The organism is Streptomyces sp. NPDC030183 (assembly GCF_055573455.1).
Window position 1 is genome coordinate 164,286 of sequence record NZ_JBVIBK010000010.1, and the last position, 15,913, is coordinate 180,198.

Sequence of the window (15,913 nt, forward strand, 5' to 3'; positions counted from 1 at the left end):
TAGATTCAGTGCTCCTTGAACGATCAAGTCTGTAACTTGTTCTAGATTACCGTCCCGACGTAATCTCACCGGACAACACAGGCAGAAGGGGGCCCGAGAGTGACCGCTGAGGCCAGTGAGGCGGGGCATCACGCCAGCCCCGCCGCCGACGGCGGCCGACCGCTCAACATCGCGCTCCTCACCTATAAAGGGAACCCGTTCTGCGGGGGCCAGGGCGTGTACGTACGGCACCTCTCGCGCGAGCTCGCCCGCCTCGGCCACCGGGTGGAGGTCATCGGCTCCCAGCCCTACCCCGTCCTCGACGAGGACGCGGTGCCCGGCGACGGGCCGGGCACACTCTCCCTCACCGAGCTGCCCAGCCTCGACCTGTACCGGCAGCCCGACCCCTTCCGCACCCCGAAGCGCGACGAGTACCGCGACTGGATCGACGCGCTCGAAGTGGCGACGATGTGGACCGGCGGCTTCCCCGAGCCCCTGACGTTCTCCCTGCGCGCCCGCCGCCATCTGCGGGCCCGGCGCGGCGCGTTCGACGTCGTCCACGACAACCAGACCCTCGGCTACGGCCTGCTGGGCGATGTGGGCGCCCCCCTCGTCACCACCATCCACCACCCCATCACCGTCGACCGGCAGCTGGAGCTGGACGCCGCCGAGGGCTGGCAGCGCCGCACCTCCGTACGCCGCTGGTACGCCTTCACCCGCATGCAGAAGCGCGTCGCCCGCCGGCTGCCGGGCGTGCTCACCGTCTCCGGCACCTCCCGCCAGGAGATCGTCGACCACCTCGGCGTCCGCGGCGACCGCATCCACGTCGTCCACATCGGCGCCGACACCGACCTGTTCTCGCCCGACCCGTCCGTCGCGCGGATACCCGGCCGGATCGTCACGACCTCCAGCGCCGACGTGCCGCTGAAGGGCCTCGTCTTCCTCGTGGAGGCCCTGGCGAAGGTCCGCACCGAGCACCCCGCCGCCCACCTGGTCGTCGTCGGCAAGCGGCCCACCGAGGGCCCCGTCGCGCAGGCCATGGAGCGCTACGGCCTCGACGGCGCCGTCGACTTCGTGAAGGGCATCTCCGACGCCGAGCTGGTCGACCTGGTCCGCTCCGCCGAGGTCGCCTGCGTGCCCTCCCTGTACGAGGGGTTCTCGCTGCCCGCCGCCGAGGCCATGGCCACCGGCACGCCCCTGGTCGCCACCACCGGCGGCGCCATCCCGGAGGTCGCCGGACCCGACGGCGAGACCTGCCTCGCGGTGCCCACGGGCGACGCGGGCGCCCTGGCCGCCGGGCTGAGCCGGCTGCTCGGCGACGCCGACCTGAGGGCCCGGCTCGGCCACGCGGGCCGCGAGCGGGTCCTGCGCCGGTTCACCTGGGCCAAGGCCGCCGAGGGCACGGTCGCCCACTACCGCGAGGCCATCGCCCGCGCCGAGGGGCGCCCGGCGGGGGCCGCCGCGAGCACCGCCCCCCGCGCCGTACCGGCGGCGGGCCGCCTCGCCGACCCCACCGCCGACCGAGTCGTCGACGCCCACGAGGCCGTCGAAGAAGCAGTTGAAGCAAACCGCGAAAGCGCCGACCGCGAAAGCAGGGCCACGTGCTGACCGTCGACTTCTCCCGGTTCCCGCTCGCCCCGGGGGACCGCGTCCTGGATCTCGGCTGTGGAGCGGGCCGGCACGCCTTCGAGTGCTACCGGCGCGGCGCCCAGGTCGTCGCCCTCGACCAGAACGGCGACGAGATCCGCGAGGTCGCCAAGTGGTTCGCGGCGATGAAGGAGGCCGGCGAGGCCCCCGAGGGCGCGACGGCCACGGCGATGGAGGGCGACGCCCTCGCCCTGCCCTTCCCCGACGAGTCCTTCGACGTCGTCATCATCTCCGAGGTCATGGAGCACATCCCCGACGACAAGGGCGTGCTCGCCGAGATGGTCCGGGTGCTCAGGCCCGGCGGCCGCATCGCGATCACCGTCCCGCGCTACGGCCCCGAGAAGGTCTGCTGGACGCTGTCCGACGCGTACCACGAGGTCGAGGGCGGCCACATCCGCATCTACAAGGCGGACGAACTGCTCGGCAAGGTCCGCGAGGCCGGCCTCAAGCCGTACGGCACCCACCACGCGCACGCCCTGCACTCGCCGTACTGGTGGCTGAAGTGCGCCTTCGGCGTCGACAACGACAAGGCGCTGCCGGTCCGCGCGTACCACAAGCTGCTGGTCTGGGACATCATGAAGAAGCCCCTGGCCACCCGGGTCGCCGAGCAGGCGCTCAACCCGCTGATCGGCAAGAGCTTCGTGGTGTACGCGACGAAGCCGCACCTGCCGCGTATCGCGGACGCCGACGGCGACGTGACGGCAGCCGGGACCGGTGCCGAGGCCGGGGTGGCCGCCAAGTGACGACGCCCCGGACAGAACACCTGGTCCTGCCCGGGGTCCTCACCGCCGAGCAGGCCGCCGCCACCGTCCGCGGGATCCTCGCGACGCAGCGGGAGGACGGCGCGATCCCCTGGTTCCGCGGACACCACCTGGACCCCTGGGACCACGTCGAGGCCGCCATGGCCCTCGACGCGGCCGGTGAGCACGAGGCCGCCGCGCGCGCCTACGCGTGGCTGCTCCGGCACCAGAACGAGGACGGCTCCTGGTACGCCGCGTACGCCGACGGCGACGCCGACGACATCACCGACCGGGGCCGGGAGACCAACTTCGTCGCCTACATCGCCGTCGGCGTCTGGCACCACTACCTGGCCACCGGCGACGACACCTTCCTCGACCGCATGTGGCCCGCCGTGTACGCGGCGATCGAGTGGGTCCTGCGGCTCCAGCAGCCCGGCGGGCAGATCGGCTGGAAGCGCGAGGACGACGGCACGCCGGTGACCGACGCCCTGCTGACCGGCTCCTCCTCCATCCACCACGCGCTGCGCTGCGCGCTCGCCATCGCCGAGCAGCGGGAGGAACCCCAGCCGGACTGGGAGCTGGCCGTGGGCGCGCTGCGGCACGCGATCCGCCGGCACCCCGAGCGGTTCCTCGACAAGGACCGCTACTCGATGGACTGGTACTACCCGGTGCTGGGCGGCGCGTTGACGGGCGCCGAGGCCAAGTCCCGTATCGAGGAGGGCTGGGACCGCTTCCTCGTCCCCGGCTTCGGCGTACGCTGCGTCGTCCCCAACCCCTGGGTCACCGGTGGCGAGTCCGCCGAACTCGCCCTGGCCCTCTGGGCGATGGGCGAGTCCGACCGGGCGCTGGAGATCCTCCAGTCCATCCAGCACCTGCGCGACCCCGCGACCGGCCTGTACTGGACGGGCTACGTCTTCGAGGACCGGGCCGTCTGGCCCGAGGAACTGACCTCCTGGACCGCGGGCTCCCTGCTGCTCGCGGTGGCCGCGCTGGGCGGCGACGAGGCGACGTGCGCGGTGTTCGGCGGGGAGCGACTGCCGCGCGGCCTGGACGACTTCGACGACTCGGAGTGTTGCTGAGGTCCGGCCTCCGGGTGGGGTGGTTGCGCTTCGTGGCCGACGTGGCCGACAGCGCGTCGTCCGTGGCCGCTCGCGCAGTTCGCCGCGCCCCAGAAAGACCGGGGGCCGGCCCCTGCTTCTGAGGGGCGCGGGGAACTGCGCGGACAGCCCCCACTCAGCCGCAGTCATCCAGCGGCCGCAACGCACCCGCACCCACTCCGCGAAGCGTCAGTGGCGGTGCATGCGGTTCGCGATCGCGTGTCCCACGAACAGGTAGACCACGGCCGCGAGTCCGTACCCGGCGACGACCCGCGCCCACTGCTCGTCGAAGGTGAACAGGTCGTGGGACCAGCCGGCGAGCCAGCGGGCCGCGTCATGGATGAACTGCACGAAGTCGTTCGCGCCGTTCGCACCCAGCAGATACATCAGGATCCACAGGCCGATAACGAAGGCCATCACGTCCGCGACGATCGCTATGACCCGGCCCGCCTGGTTGGAGCCGCTATATCGAGACATGCCTGACGGGTTGCCGCTAACTCCTGGCTGAAACCCTAGGAGTTCAGCTCCGCCAGCACGCGCAGCGTCGGCCGGTCCGGTGCCACGACGAGCAGGTCCGTCACCGGGCCCTTGCGCCACGCCTCCAGCCGCTCCGCGATCCGTTCCCTCGGCCCGACCAGTGAGATCTCGTCGGCGAACGCGTCCGGCACCGCGAGCACGGCCTCCTCGCGGCGGCCGTCGAGGAACAACGCCTGTATCCGCCGCGCCTCCTCCTCGTACCCCATGCGTGCCATGAGGTCGGCGTGGAAGTTGCGCTTCGCGTGCCCCATCCCGCCGATGTAGAAGCCGAGCATCATCTTCACGGGCAGCAGCCCCTCGGCGACGTCGTCGCAGAGCCGAGCCCGCGCCATGGGAGCGATGAGGAACCCCTCGGGCAGGTCGGTCAGCGACGCCTCGTAGACCTCCGTCCGCGTCGGCGACCAGTACAACGGCAGCCAGCCGTCCGCGATCCGCGTGGTCTGCGCGATGTTCTTCGGCCCTTCCGCGCCCAGCAGGACCGGCAGGTCGGGCCGGAGGGGATGGGTGATGGACTTCAACGGCTTGCCCACGCCGCTGCCGTCCGGCCCGCGGTAGGGCAACCCGTGGAAGCTCCCGTCCACTTCGACGGGCCCCTCCCGCCGCAGCACCTGCCGTACGACGTCGACGTACTCCCGGGTCGCGGTCAGCGGCGACCTCGGGAACGGCCGCCCGTACCAGCCCTCCACGACCTGAGGACCGGACAGCCCGAGCCCGAGGAGCATCCGCCCGCCCGAGAGATGGTCGAGGGTGAGCGCGTGCATGGCGGTCGTCGTCGGCGACCGTGCCGCCATCTGCGCCACGGCCGTCCCGAGCTTGATCCGCGACGTGCGCGCCGCGATCCAGGTGAGCGGCGTGAACGCGTCCGACCCCCACGACTCGGCGGTCCACACCGAGTCGTACCCGAGCCGCTCCGCCTCCTGGGCGAGCGCCACATGACCCGCCGACGGGCCACGCCCCCAGTACCCCAGTGCCAGACCGAGCCGCATACGCCGCCTCCTGACGCTCCGTCAGTTCCTCCGGTGGGGAGAGCGACTGTACGACAACGGCCCCCCGCTCGGAAGAGCGAGGGGCCGGTCGTACGGTGAGGGCCCGCGGTCGGTGCCGCGTTCAGCCGCGCTGGATGCCGGTGGTGTCCTGGAGGACACCGCGACGGCCGTCCTGCGTCTGGGCGACCAGGTGGGCGCCGCGCTGCTCGACCGCCAGGTACCAGGTGCCCGGCGCCAGTTCGGCGATCGTCGACTGCGAACCGTCCTCGGCGAACAGCGGACGCGCCACCGGCACGGCGAACCAGAAGGGCGAGAAGTCGCCCGCGGGCGGCTGCGGAGTGGCCTGCGCCTGCTGCGGCTGCGGCTGACCACCGAACGGCGCGCCCGGCTGCCCCGGCTGGGGCTGGCTCGCACCGTACGGCGCCTGGGCGCCGGCACCCGGGTAGCCGTAACCACCGGGAGGCTGGGCACCGTAGGGCTGCGGGGCCGCGGGACGCGGGGCGCCGACGAGGGCGGCCTTCAGCGCGGGGACGAGGGGGGTGGCGACGGCCGCGGCGGCCAGGACCAAAGCGGCGATCAGGCCGAGGATGAGACCGGCACCGGCGTCAGGCTCCGAGCTCCCGAAGGCGCCGAAGAGCTCCTCGACTGCTCCCAGAGGGTCGATGATGGACCAGAACGAGGTCCACGCGGCGAAGATCGTCAGACCCACTCCGAGCTGAGCCACGTCGAGACCGATGAGCTTGGGCGGCTGCGGCAGCGCACGGGAGATGACGATCAGCACCGCACCGATGATGCCGCCGACGTACATGCTCATCACCAGGCCAAGGTTGTCCCAGGCGTTGGGGATGTCGTCTCCGGAGCCGTCGAACGTGTCGAGGAACGACGCGATGAACAGCAATACCGCTGCTCCGATCACGACGCCGTCGCCTCTGGTGAGGGAGCGGATATTCACTTCAGGTCCTTCGTCAGTCGTCTCGTCATCGGTGTGGAGGCGTCGCTGTTCACCATGGCGCCGTCAGGCTCTGGCGGGAAGCGCGGGGGTGGCCCCTCATCGTAGGGATGACCATATCGTCCACCCGACGTAGCCGTACGTCGGGATTGCCACGATGATCACGACCCTCCCCCTACCCGCGCAGGAAACTCACGATTCCCTCAGAGATCCCCTGCGCGGCCTTCTGCCGCCATGTGCCACTGGTCAACAGTGCCGCGTCCTTGCTATCGCGCATATTGCCGCACTCGATGAACACCTTGGGAACCGTTGACAGATTGAGACCGCCCAGGTCCTGACGTGTGACGAGACCGGTACCTCCGCCCACATAGTTGGAGGGCGCGCTCCCCGTCTCGCGGACGAACTTGCCCGCGATGCGCTCCCCGAGATCGCGGGAGGGACCGACGATGGGCCGGGTGTCGGCGGCGCCCTCGTGCACCGCGCCCGGCAGGATGACGTGGAAGCCCCGGTTGCCGGCCGCCGAGCCGTCCGCGTGGATCGACACCACCGCGTCGGCCTCCGCCGCGTTGCCGATCCGGGCCCGCTCGTCGATGCAGGGGCCCCACTCCCGGTTGCCGTCCTGCGTGAACTTCACCGTGGCGCCCTGCTGTTCGAGGAGCGCCCGGACCCGGCGCGACACGTCCAGCGTGAACTCGGCCTCCGTGTAACCGTCGTTGGTCGACGTCCCCGTGGTGTCGCACTCCTTCATCCCGGTGCCGATGTTCACCTTGCGGTTGATCTCGGCGGTGTGCCGGAAGTTTTGCGAGTTATGGCCGGGGTCGATGACGACGACCTTGCCCTTCAGGGTGCCGTCGGCCGCCGCCCCGGAGGAGGCCGTCGGGCTCGCCTTCGTGCCGTCGCCCCCCTTCTTCCCGTCCGTGCCGTCGCCGTCCTCGGAAGAGGTGGGCGCGGCGGAGGGCGTCGGCGACGCCGGGGGAGCGGTTCTCGGCTGGTTGCGCGCGGCCGCCCGGTTCGACCCGTCGTCCCCGGGGTCGCCGACGGCCTGCCACACCCCCCAACCGGCGACCGACCCCACCACGACGGCGGCGACGGCCACGGTCAGAGGGCGGCGCAGAGGCGAACGGCGGGGCTGGGGCGGATCGAAGTCCGGGCCTACGTACGACACGCCTGCCACCATACGGGGCGGGCCGGCGCCGGCGGCTTCACGACGCCGTACCGCCACACTTCGCCCCCGCCCGCCGCTCCCCTTTCCCCCGTGCGGGGGCGCGGCCCGGAAACAGGGTGTGACCAGCGGATGGGCGGACACGCGGTCGCACGGTAGAGTCGGCCAGTTACTGCTTGTCGTGGGGCAGGGCTCGGCCGGGCAGTGGCAGGGCCCTGGGGGAGGGGCCTGTAAGGGATGAGTCGTCGCTCCAACGGGTTGGTCGGGATCTGGGCCGAGGCACAGCGCCAGCAGCAGCGTCAGCTGGAGGCGCGGGCCAGGCAGCAACGGGAGTACGAGCGCCAGCAGCGTTCGTACCAGCGGGAGGTGGCCCGCAGCCACCGTGAGCAGCAGCAGGCGTACCGGCAGCAGAGGGAGGCGGAGGCCCGGCGGCGTACCGAGGAACTGGACGCGCAGGTCGCCGCCCTCCAGGGGCTGCTGGCCGCCGGCTGCCGGGCCCCGGCGTTCCGCGCCGCCGCCCTCACCCGCTCCGAGCGGCTGGAGCCCTTCGCCCCGGGCGCGCTCGCCCAGCCGGTGCCCATGCCGGACCCCGGTCACTACCAGGCCCAGGGCGGCTGGACCGCAGGCCGGCGGGCGCAGGCGCAGGCCGAGGCGCGGGCCCGGTTCGAGCAGGACTGGCACGCGGCACAGGCGGCGGAGGCCCAGCGGCAGCGGCAACTCGACCAGTACCAGCGCCAGTACCAGCAGTGGGCCGACGGGCAACTGGCGGACATCCGCCGCCACAACGCGGGCGTCACCGAGATGACGGCGGCCCTGCGCGCCGGCAGCGACCCGGAGGCCGCCGTGGAGTACTTCTCCGCCGCGCTCTACGCCTCCGCCGCCTGGCCCGAGGGCTTCCCCCGCCAGGTCTCCGCCGCGTACGACGCGGCCGCCCGCGAACTCGTCCTCGACTGGGAACTGCCCCGCTTCGACGTCGTCCCCGAGGCGAAGTCCGTGCGCTACCTGTACAACGCCGACCAGGACAAGGAGACGGCCCGGCCCGTCACCCAGCGGCGCGCCCTCTACCGGGACGTCCTCGCCCAGTGCGTCCTGCTCGTGCTGCACGATCTCTTCGCGGCCGACGAGTTCGGCGCCCTGGAGGCGGTCACGCTCAACGGGTTCGTCGACGACCACGACCCGGCGACCGGCCGGCGCGCGCAGATCGTCCTCGCGAGCGTCATGGCGCCCCGGGCGGTGTTCACAGGGCTCAACCTGGAGCAGGTCAGCGCCGTCGACTGTCTGCTCGACGGGCTCCGCGGCCAGCTGTCCGCCAAGCCGGACCAGCGCACCGCCGTACGGCCCGGCCGCCGGCCCGCCGACGTCGGCAACGGTGTCGTCACCCACGGCGGCGACGAGGAGCCCGACCTGCTGGAGATGGACCCGGTCGCCTTCGAGGCGCTGGTCGCCGAACTCTTCCAGGCCATGGGGATGCAGGCGGTCACCACCCAGCGCTCCAACGACGGCGGTGTGGACGTCGACGCCCTCGACCCGGCGCCGATCCGCGGCGGCAAGATCGTCGTGCAGGTCAAGCGCTACCGCAACACCGTCCCGCCGACGGCCGTCCGGGACCTCTACGGCACCGTCCAGCACGCGGGCGCCAACAAGGGCGTGCTGGTGACGACGTCCAAGTTCGGCCCCGGCTCGCACACCTTCGCCAACGGCAAGCCGCTCGAACTCGTCTCCGGCACCGAACTCGTCGACCTGCTGCACCGGCACGGTCTGCGCGGCCGCCTGGGCACGGGCAACGGGCGCGCCGTCCCCGCGCAGCGGACGGCGTCGGACCCCCGGCAGGCCATGGTCACGAACCCCGACCCCGGCGCGCCGACGGGGCCGAGGACGACTTCAGCGTGCTGGGCATGGGATGGAGCGGCGCCGTCGCCCTGGACGTGTGCGCGCTCGTCTGTCACGGCGACCGGGTGCTCAGCGACGACCACTTCGTCTTCTACAACAACCTCCGCACCCCCGACGGCACGGTCCGCGCGCTGCCGCCGGCGGCACCGGACAAGGCCGCGATCCGGGTCTTTTTCGACGCGCTGCCCGCCGAGGCCGACCGGCTCGTCCTCGTGGCGGCGATCGACCCCGCCGTCAACCCCGACGCCGACCTGTCCGGCTTCACCGACGCCTGCATCCGGCTCCTGGACCCGTCACGCGCCGAACAGGGCCGCCTCGACGTCTCCGACGGCCGCCCGGGCGAGACCGCCCTGGTCCTCGGTTCCTTCCGCCGCCGCGCCAACGGCGACTGGGACTTCGTCCTGGGCGGCAAGGGCTACCGGGGCGGCCTGGAGGAACTGGTCCAGGACTACGGGATAGAGGTGGCGTAGGGCCGGGTGCCCTCTCCGGCGCCGGTTCCGGTCAGATACCGGCGCCCGTGCGCCGCAGCACCCGCAGGGAGTCCGTCGCCGAGACCTCCGTGAAGGCGCCGGAGGCGAGGGCCCGCAGGTAGATCCGGTACGGGGCCTGGCCGGTGAACTCGTCGACCGGGTCGGGGAACACGTCGTGGATGACGAGCAGGCCGCCCTCGGCGACATGCGGGGCCCAGCCCTCGTAGTCGGCGGTGGCGTGCTCGTCCGTGTGGCCGCCGTCGACGAAGACGAGGGCGAGGGGCGAGTTCCAGACCTTCGCCACCTGCGGGGAACGGCCCACGAGGGCGATCACATGCTCCTCCAGGCCCGCCCTGTGCAGGGTGCGGCGGAACGTGGGCAGCGTGTCCATCAGCCCGATCTCGGGGTCGACGGTCTCCGGGTCGTGGTACTCCCAGCCCGGCTGCTGCTCCTCGCTGCCCCGGTGGTGGTCGACCGTGATCGCCGTGACGCCCGCCTCGCGTGCCGCGTCCGCGAGGAGGACCGTCGAGCGGCCGCAGTACGTGCCGACCTCCAGCAGCGGGAGCCCGAGGCGCCCCGCCTCCACGGCCGCCGCGTACAGGGCCAGCCCTTCACCCACGGGCATGAACCCCTTGGCCGACTCGAACGCGGCGAGGATCTCCGGCTTGGGGGCCGCGGGCATGGGGTCCTCCGAGGTGGCGTGGGCGGGCGCGGGGCCGCCGGGCGTGCGGACGCCGTACAGACGTTCAGGGCCGTACGGACCGGGGGTGCCCCATGCTGCCATGGGGCCCGTCGGCGCCGTCAGGACACCCGGCGGCTCGGCGTCAGGACACCCGCTCGACCGGGCGTTCGGCGGCCGCCTTGTCGTCCGCGCTGCTCGCCAGGAGCGTCGGGCCGTTCGCGGGGCGGCGGCCGGGCAGGGACACGGCGAGGAGGATGCCGACGGCGACCGCGGCGGTGGCGATCAGGAACGAGACCCGGAAGCCGTGCATGGTGGGGACGGCGACCCCGCCGACGTGGTGCGCGGTGTCGGCGAGCACCATGCCGATGACGGCGCTCGACACGGACGTGCCGATGGAGCGCATGAGGGTGTTGAGGCCGTTCGCGGCGCCGGTCTCGGACGGGTCGACGGCGCCGACGATCAGCGCGGGCAGCGAGGAGTAGGCGAGGCCGATGCCCGTGCCGAGCACCACCGACACCACCACCGTCTGCCAGGCGGCGCTCATCAGGCCGAGGCCCGCGCCGTAGCCGACCGCGATGATCAGCAGACCGAGGATGAGGGTGCTCTTGGGGCCGTACTTGGCGGACAGCCGGGCGTAGACGGGAGCGGTGAACATCATCGTCAGGCCGAGCGGCGCCACGCACAGGCCCGCGACGACCATCGACTGACCGAGGCCGTAGCCGGTCGCGGTGGGCAGCTGGAGGAGCTGCGGCAGGACCAGGGAGACGACGTAGAAGGAGACGCCGACCATGATCGAGGCGAGGTTGGTGAGGAGCACCTCGCGGCGGGCGGTCGTGCGCAGGTCCACCAGGGGCGCCGGGACGCGCAGCTCCAGGACGCCCCAGCCGAGCAGCACCAGGGCCGACGCGGCGAACAGGCCGAGCGTGGTCACGGAGGTCCAGCCCCAGTCGCTGCCCTTGGTGATGGGCAGGAGGAAGAGGACCAGGCCGAGGGAGAGGCCGAGCGCGCCGAGGAGGTCGAAGGAGCCCTGCGCCCGCGTCTTCGTCTCGGGCACGGCGACGAGGGTGAGCACGATGGACAGGACGCCGAGGCCGGCCGCTCCGAAGAAGAGGACGTGCCAGTCGGTGTTCTGGGCGACGGCCGCGGCCAGCGGCAGGGCGAGTCCGCCGCCGACGCCGATGGACGAGCTCATCAGGGCCATCGCGGAGCCGAGGCGCTCGCGGGGCAGCTCGTCGCGCATCAGGCCGATGCCGAGCGGGATCGCGCCCATGGCGAAGCCCTGGAGGGTGCGGCCCACGATCATCGGGACCAGGGCGCTGGTGAAACCGCTGATCAGCGCGCCGACCACCATCACCGCCAGGCTGGCGAGCAGCATCCGGCGCTTGCCGTGGAGGTCGCCGAGCCGGCCCATGATCGGGGTGGCCACGGCACCCGAGAGGAGCGTGGAGGTCAGGACCCAGGTGGCGTTGCCGGGGGTGGTGTCGAGGAGCTGGGGGAGATCCTTGATCACCGGGACCAGCAGGGTCTGCATCACCGCGACCACGATGCCCGCGAAGGCCAGCACGGGGACGATCCCGCCGTTCGTTCTCGTGGTGGGCTCGGTGGGGGCGGGTGTGTGCGGACGCGTCATGGAGCGGGGCCTCCTGGCCGGAAGAGAGTGCGTGAGGGGCCAACCTCGTCGACCAGGGCAACTATTCCGATGGTTCGAGTGGCTAAGGAATTCTTGACCAGCCCATGGGGATGTGATCGTCCGTCAGGTCGTTGGGTGCCGCTGCCCGGGCGCGGCGAGGCCGTCCGAAGTTCTCCGCCGGACGAGGCAACGGATCCGGGCCCTCGTGGACTGTTAAAGACATCTAGGAGGTGCTCATGGGGGATCGGAAACAGGCTCGGGACGAGGAGTTCCAGAGCTTCCTCGTCGGCCGCTGGCCACGGCTGATGCGCACGGCGTTTCTTCTCACGGGGGAGCAGCACGCCGCGGAGGACTTGGTGCAGACGACGCTGGAGCAGGTCTACGCGGCCTGGCGCCGGGTCGCCTCGACGGACGACCCGGACACCTATGTACGGCGCGTCATGATCAACGCCCATGCGCGCAGGCACCGCAGGCGACTCAAGGAGTTCCTCGCGCCGAGGAGTGACTCGGACCTGGTGCCCGAGGTGCCGGACAGCGGCGACCGCATCGCCCAGGCCGACGACCGCGGCGCGCTCCTCAAGGCGCTCTCCCAGCTGCCGCCCCGGCAGCGGGAGGCCGTGGTCCTGCGGTACTGGGAGGACCTCAGCGAGAGCCAGGCGGCGGAGGCGATGGGCTGTTCCGTGGGCTCGGTGAAGAGCAACGCGGCGAAGGGCATCGCGAAGCTCCGCGCGATACCGGGACTGGCCGAGACGGTGACCCAGGGGGGACGGAAGTGAAGGGCGCAGGCGACACACACGGTATCGACGGCGGACACGGGAAGGCGGAGCGGGACATGACCCGGGGCGACGGCACCTACGGCGGCGACGGCACGCTCGGCGACCTCACCGGAAGCACCGCGCTGGAGAGGGACATCGCCCTGCTGCTGGCGGAGGCGACCGACGAGGTGGAGATCGGTACAGCCCCCTACCAGGCGGTGGTCCGCGGCGGCCGTCGACGCAAGGCCCGCCGCTGGGCCGTCGCGGCGGCGGTGACCGTGGTGCTCGCGGGCTCCACGGGAGCACTGGCCCTGACCGGGGCGACGGACGGGGGTCGGGTCTCGGTGCCCCCGGCGGCCACGACACCGGCCGAGCTCGAGCAGCGGCACCTCGACCAGCCGCACCGCACCCAGCTGGCCTCGGGGCGTGAGCGGGGCCGTGACTGGAAGGTCACGGTCGACTTCTGGGATGCGCCGAGGACCGAGAAGGAGGCGGAGCAGCAGCTCGCCGCCATGGCGCTGCGCGGCGACAAGCCTACGGACGTGGACGGTCCCGCCGAACTCGTGGGCCGTGCCTGGCACTTCGTGCATCTGTCCGTGGCTCCGGGGCAGACCGACAAGGTGCTCGACGGCGAGGAGTGGACCGCGGCCGGCACGGACCACCAGGCGTTCGCGATGCCCCTGCCCACCGGCGGCCAGGACACGGACGGCGCCCTCAAGCGCCTGGTCATCGGTGAGGTCGCCCCGACCGCCCAACAGGTCCGCGTCACCTGGTCCGACGGCACGTCCGTCGACGTCAACCGCGAGTCCGACCTGCCCTCGTACGAGGACCTCCGCAGCCCCCGCGTCGTCGACGCCGATGGCTCCCCGGTGAGCTGGTTCGTGGCCCTCGCACCGAAGGGCGCGGAGTACGAGTCGGTGAAGGTCGTGCGGTGAGGGGGTGAGGGGGGCGGGCCGGGGGCGGGCCGGGGGATGGTTGCCGGGTGGCCTGCGGGGGTGGGCACCCGGGACAGAGTCCCGCACCTGCGGCGGCTCCGGGTCCGCATCTGACACGGTGTCAGCAGTCTTCACAAGTGCACGCGCCTCGGCTATACAGAGGGTCGCCGGACTGGAACGCGTTCTAGAAGGGCGGGTTCCGGACCCCCGTGACGACCTCGGCGCGGCCGCTGGTGCGGACGGTCGTGCCGAGGTTCCGAGGTTCCTCACGGAATCCGAGGTTCCTCACCGAATCCGAGGTTCTTCATCCCGAGGTTCTTCGCAGAACAGGAGCCCCATGCCCATCGACGCAGCCAAGGCCCTCGCGGCCGAGCCCCGTTCCGCCGAGATCGCCTGGACCCGCAAGGACGTCCTGCTCTACCACCTCGGCATCGGTGCCGGCATCCCCGCGACCGCCCCCGACGAGCTGCGCTACACCTTGGAGTCCCGGCTGCACGTCCTGCCGAGCTTCGCCACCGTCGCGGGCGCCGGCTCACCGGACGTCATCGGCGGCCTGAACGCCCCGGGCGTGGACGTCGACCTCGCCAAGGTCCTGCACGGCGGTCAGCGTGTGGAGCTGCACCGGCCCATCCCCGTCGACGGCCGGGCGACCGCGACCGCACGGGTGGCGGCGGTCTACGACAAGGGCAAGGCCGCCGTGCTCGTCATGCGCACCGACGTCGCCGACACCGACGGCCCCCTGTGGACGAACGAGGCCCAGATCTTCGTCCGCGGCGAGGGCGGCTGGGGAGGTGAGCGCGGCCCGTCCGCCCGCCAGGAACCACCGGTTACCGCCCCGGACAAGGAGGTGGAGCGCGTCGTCCGCGAGGACCAGGCGCTGCTCTACCGCCTCTCCGGCGACTGGAACCCGCTGCACGCCGACCCGGAGTTCGCCGCCCGCGCCGGGTTCGACCGGCCGATCCTGCACGGGCTGTGCACCTACGGGATCACGCTCAAGGCCGTCGTGGACACGGTGCTCGACGGGGAGGTCGCCCGGGTCCGCTCGTACGGCACCCGCTTCGCGGGAGTCGTCTTCCCGGGCGAGGCCCTCCGCATCCGCATGTGGCGGCCGGACGACCGCTCGGTGCGCGTGGCGGTGAGCGCCGCCGACCGGGACGACGCGCCGGTGCTGGCGGACACCCTCGTCACACACGCGTGAGCACTTCAGCACAGCCGTAGGTCATGTACGCCGGACAGGTTCAGTGCTCCGGGCGGGTCACTGCCGGCAGGTACTCCTGAGGGGAGCCGCACCATGCGCGCAGCCGTACTGCACGAGATCGGCCAGGACAAGCTGGAGGTGCTCGACGACGTCGAGGCCGCGGGGTTCGGGCCGGGCAAGGTGAGGATCCGGGTGCGGGCCACGGGGCTGTGCCACTCGGACCTGTCCGCGATGGCCGGGGTGCTGCCGCAGCCGGGCCCGTTCGTCCCCGGCCACGAGGGCGCCGGCGAGATCCTCGACGTGGGGGAGGGCGTGAGCGGTCTGAAGCCCGGCGACCGGGTGGTCGTCTGCTGGCTGCCGGCCTGCGGCAGCTGTCCCGCCTGCAAGCGCGGCCAGACCCAGCTGTGCCTCGCCGGGTTCCTCAACGCCGGCACCCCCAACTTCCGGCGGCCCTCCGGTGACGTGTTCGGCTTCGCGGGCACCGGCACGTTCGCCGAGGAGGTCGTCGTCGACGCCGGGTGCGCCGTGCCGATCCCGGACGACGTGCCGTTCGACGTCGCCGCCCTCATCGGGTGCGGGGTCACCACCGGGCTGGGCGCGGCCCTCAACACCGCCGACGTGGAGGCTGGTTCCTCGGTGGCCGTCATCGGCTGCGGCGGTGTCGGTATCTCGGCGATCCAGGGCGCCCGGCTCAAGGGCGCCGCCGAGATCGTCGCCGTCGATCCGGTGGTCGCGCGCCGCGAGGCGGCGCTCGGGTTCGGCGCCACCAGGGCCGTCTCCCCGGACGAGCTGGCCGACGCCAAGCAGTCCGTCACCGGCGGGGAGGGCTTCGACTACGTCTTCGAGGTCGTCGGCCGCTCGGCCACCGCCCGCACGGCGTACGAGAACACCCGGCGCGGCGGCACCCTCGTCGTCGTGGGCGCGGGCGCCATGGACGACTTCCTCCAGCTCAGCATGTTCGAGCTGTTCTTCGACGAGAAGCGCGTCCTGCCCTCCATGTACGGCGGCGGTGACGTCCTGCGCTCCTACGAGCGGACCATCGCCCTGTGGCGGGCCGGCCGGATCGACCTGGAGGGCCTCATCACCCACCGGGTGCCGCTCGCCGACATCAACGAGGCGCTGGACCAGATGCGCACGGGGGCCGCGCTGCGGACCTGCATAGAGATCTGACGCCGGCGGTCGCCCCGGGCCCCTGGGCGACCCGGACGACCCGGGTGCCCCGGACGGCCAGGTGGCTCTGCCGGCGGCCCGGACGA

The 15,913-nt window shown here is 72.5% G+C and carries 14 protein-coding genes and 1 pseudogene; 9 read left to right on the plus strand and 6 right to left on the minus strand.

The window, feature by feature from the left end:
- Window positions 1-99: 99 nt before the first annotated feature.
- From ACZ4Z2_RS14520 to ACZ4Z2_RS14530, 3 genes are read left to right on the plus strand one after another with little or no spacing between them, the layout of a single operon-like run.
- Window positions 100-1,587 carry a glycosyltransferase family 4 protein gene (locus ACZ4Z2_RS14520; RefSeq protein WP_468075762.1) on the plus strand — a complete coding sequence of 496 codons (1,488 nt, stop codon included), beginning with the start codon at window positions 100-102 and terminating at the stop codon, window positions 1,585-1,587.
- On the plus strand, window positions 1,581-2,369 hold the full coding sequence (locus ACZ4Z2_RS14525) for a class I SAM-dependent methyltransferase (protein WP_468075764.1): 789 nt from the start codon (window positions 1,581-1,583) through the stop codon (window positions 2,367-2,369). Before ACZ4Z2_RS14520 ends, ACZ4Z2_RS14525 begins: the two co-directional genes overlap by 7 nt.
- Window positions 2,366-3,445 (plus strand): prenyltransferase, encoded by a 1,080-nt coding sequence (locus ACZ4Z2_RS14530; protein ID WP_468075766.1) that lies wholly within the window; start codon window positions 2,366-2,368, stop codon window positions 3,443-3,445. Before ACZ4Z2_RS14525 ends, ACZ4Z2_RS14530 begins: the two co-directional genes overlap by 4 nt.
- A gap of 207 nt (window positions 3,446-3,652) precedes the next feature.
- Here the strand turns inward: ACZ4Z2_RS14530 and ACZ4Z2_RS14535 are convergent, their stop codons facing one another.
- The 4 genes from ACZ4Z2_RS14535 to ACZ4Z2_RS14550 all read right to left on the minus strand — a co-directional run bounded on the left by ACZ4Z2_RS14535 (window position 3,653) and on the right by ACZ4Z2_RS14550 (window position 7,100).
- Window positions 3,653-3,940 carry a hypothetical protein gene (locus tag ACZ4Z2_RS14535; protein ID WP_468075768.1) on the minus strand — a complete coding sequence of 96 codons (288 nt, stop codon included), beginning with the start codon at window positions 3,938-3,940 and terminating at the stop codon, window positions 3,653-3,655.
- A gap of 35 nt (window positions 3,941-3,975) precedes the next feature.
- The gene (locus ACZ4Z2_RS14540) at window positions 3,976-4,986 is read right to left on the minus strand and encodes an LLM class F420-dependent oxidoreductase (protein ID WP_468075770.1); all 1,011 of its coding nucleotides are present in this window, start codon (window positions 4,984-4,986) and stop codon (window positions 3,976-3,978) included.
- A gap of 121 nt (window positions 4,987-5,107) precedes the next feature.
- The gene (locus tag ACZ4Z2_RS14545; protein WP_468075772.1) at window positions 5,108-5,938 is read right to left on the minus strand and encodes a hypothetical protein; all 831 of its coding nucleotides are present in this window, start codon (window positions 5,936-5,938) and stop codon (window positions 5,108-5,110) included.
- A 172-nt stretch (window positions 5,939-6,110) separates the two neighbouring features.
- Window positions 6,111-7,100: an N-acetylmuramoyl-L-alanine amidase gene (locus tag ACZ4Z2_RS14550; protein ID WP_468075774.1), complete on the minus strand. Its 990-nt coding sequence runs from the start codon at window positions 7,098-7,100 to the stop codon at window positions 6,111-6,113.
- A 1,464-nt stretch (window positions 7,101-8,564) separates the two neighbouring features.
- On the opposite strand from ACZ4Z2_RS14550, the pseudogene ACZ4Z2_RS14555 reads away from it, so the two are divergent.
- Both ACZ4Z2_RS14555 and ACZ4Z2_RS14560 read left to right on the plus strand, forming a co-directional pair.
- Window positions 8,565-8,783, plus strand: a pseudogene (locus ACZ4Z2_RS14555) (restriction endonuclease); the annotation flags it as partial.
- A 209-nt stretch (window positions 8,784-8,992) separates the two neighbouring features.
- Complete coding sequence (locus tag ACZ4Z2_RS14560) at window positions 8,993-9,457, plus strand: TerD family protein (RefSeq protein ID WP_468075974.1); 465 nt, start codon at window positions 8,993-8,995, stop codon at window positions 9,455-9,457.
- 31 nt (window positions 9,458-9,488) lie between these two features.
- Here ACZ4Z2_RS14560 and ACZ4Z2_RS14565 read toward each other — a convergent pair whose 3' ends face one another.
- Together ACZ4Z2_RS14565 and ACZ4Z2_RS14570 are read right to left on the minus strand one after the other, a co-directional pair.
- Entirely contained in the window at window positions 9,489-10,139 is a 651-nt protein-coding gene (locus ACZ4Z2_RS14565; protein ID WP_468075976.1) for a class I SAM-dependent methyltransferase, read from the minus strand.
- A gap of 142 nt (window positions 10,140-10,281) precedes the next feature.
- Window positions 10,282-11,769 carry an MFS transporter gene (locus ACZ4Z2_RS14570; RefSeq protein WP_468075776.1) on the minus strand — a complete coding sequence of 496 codons (1,488 nt, stop codon included), beginning with the start codon at window positions 11,767-11,769 and terminating at the stop codon, window positions 10,282-10,284.
- Window positions 11,770-12,005: 236 nt separating this feature from the next.
- On the opposite strand from ACZ4Z2_RS14570, the gene ACZ4Z2_RS14575 reads away from it, so the two are divergent.
- The 4 genes from ACZ4Z2_RS14575 (at window position 12,006) to ACZ4Z2_RS14590 (ending at window position 15,827) form a co-directional block, all read left to right on the plus strand.
- Window positions 12,006-12,545, plus strand: a complete 540-nt coding sequence (locus ACZ4Z2_RS14575) for a SigE family RNA polymerase sigma factor (protein WP_468075778.1) — start codon at window positions 12,006-12,008, stop codon at window positions 12,543-12,545.
- 56 nt (window positions 12,546-12,601) lie between these two features.
- Window positions 12,602-13,459, plus strand: a complete 858-nt coding sequence (locus tag ACZ4Z2_RS14580) for a hypothetical protein (protein ID WP_468075780.1) — start codon at window positions 12,602-12,604, stop codon at window positions 13,457-13,459.
- A gap of 337 nt (window positions 13,460-13,796) precedes the next feature.
- Window positions 13,797-14,657, plus strand: coding sequence for a MaoC/PaaZ C-terminal domain-containing protein (locus tag ACZ4Z2_RS14585; protein ID WP_468075782.1), 861 nt, complete (start codon window positions 13,797-13,799; stop codon window positions 14,655-14,657).
- A gap of 93 nt (window positions 14,658-14,750) precedes the next feature.
- Window positions 14,751-15,827, plus strand: a complete 1,077-nt coding sequence (locus tag ACZ4Z2_RS14590; RefSeq protein ID WP_468075784.1) for a Zn-dependent alcohol dehydrogenase — start codon at window positions 14,751-14,753, stop codon at window positions 15,825-15,827.
- Window positions 15,828-15,913: the final 86 nt, after the last annotated feature.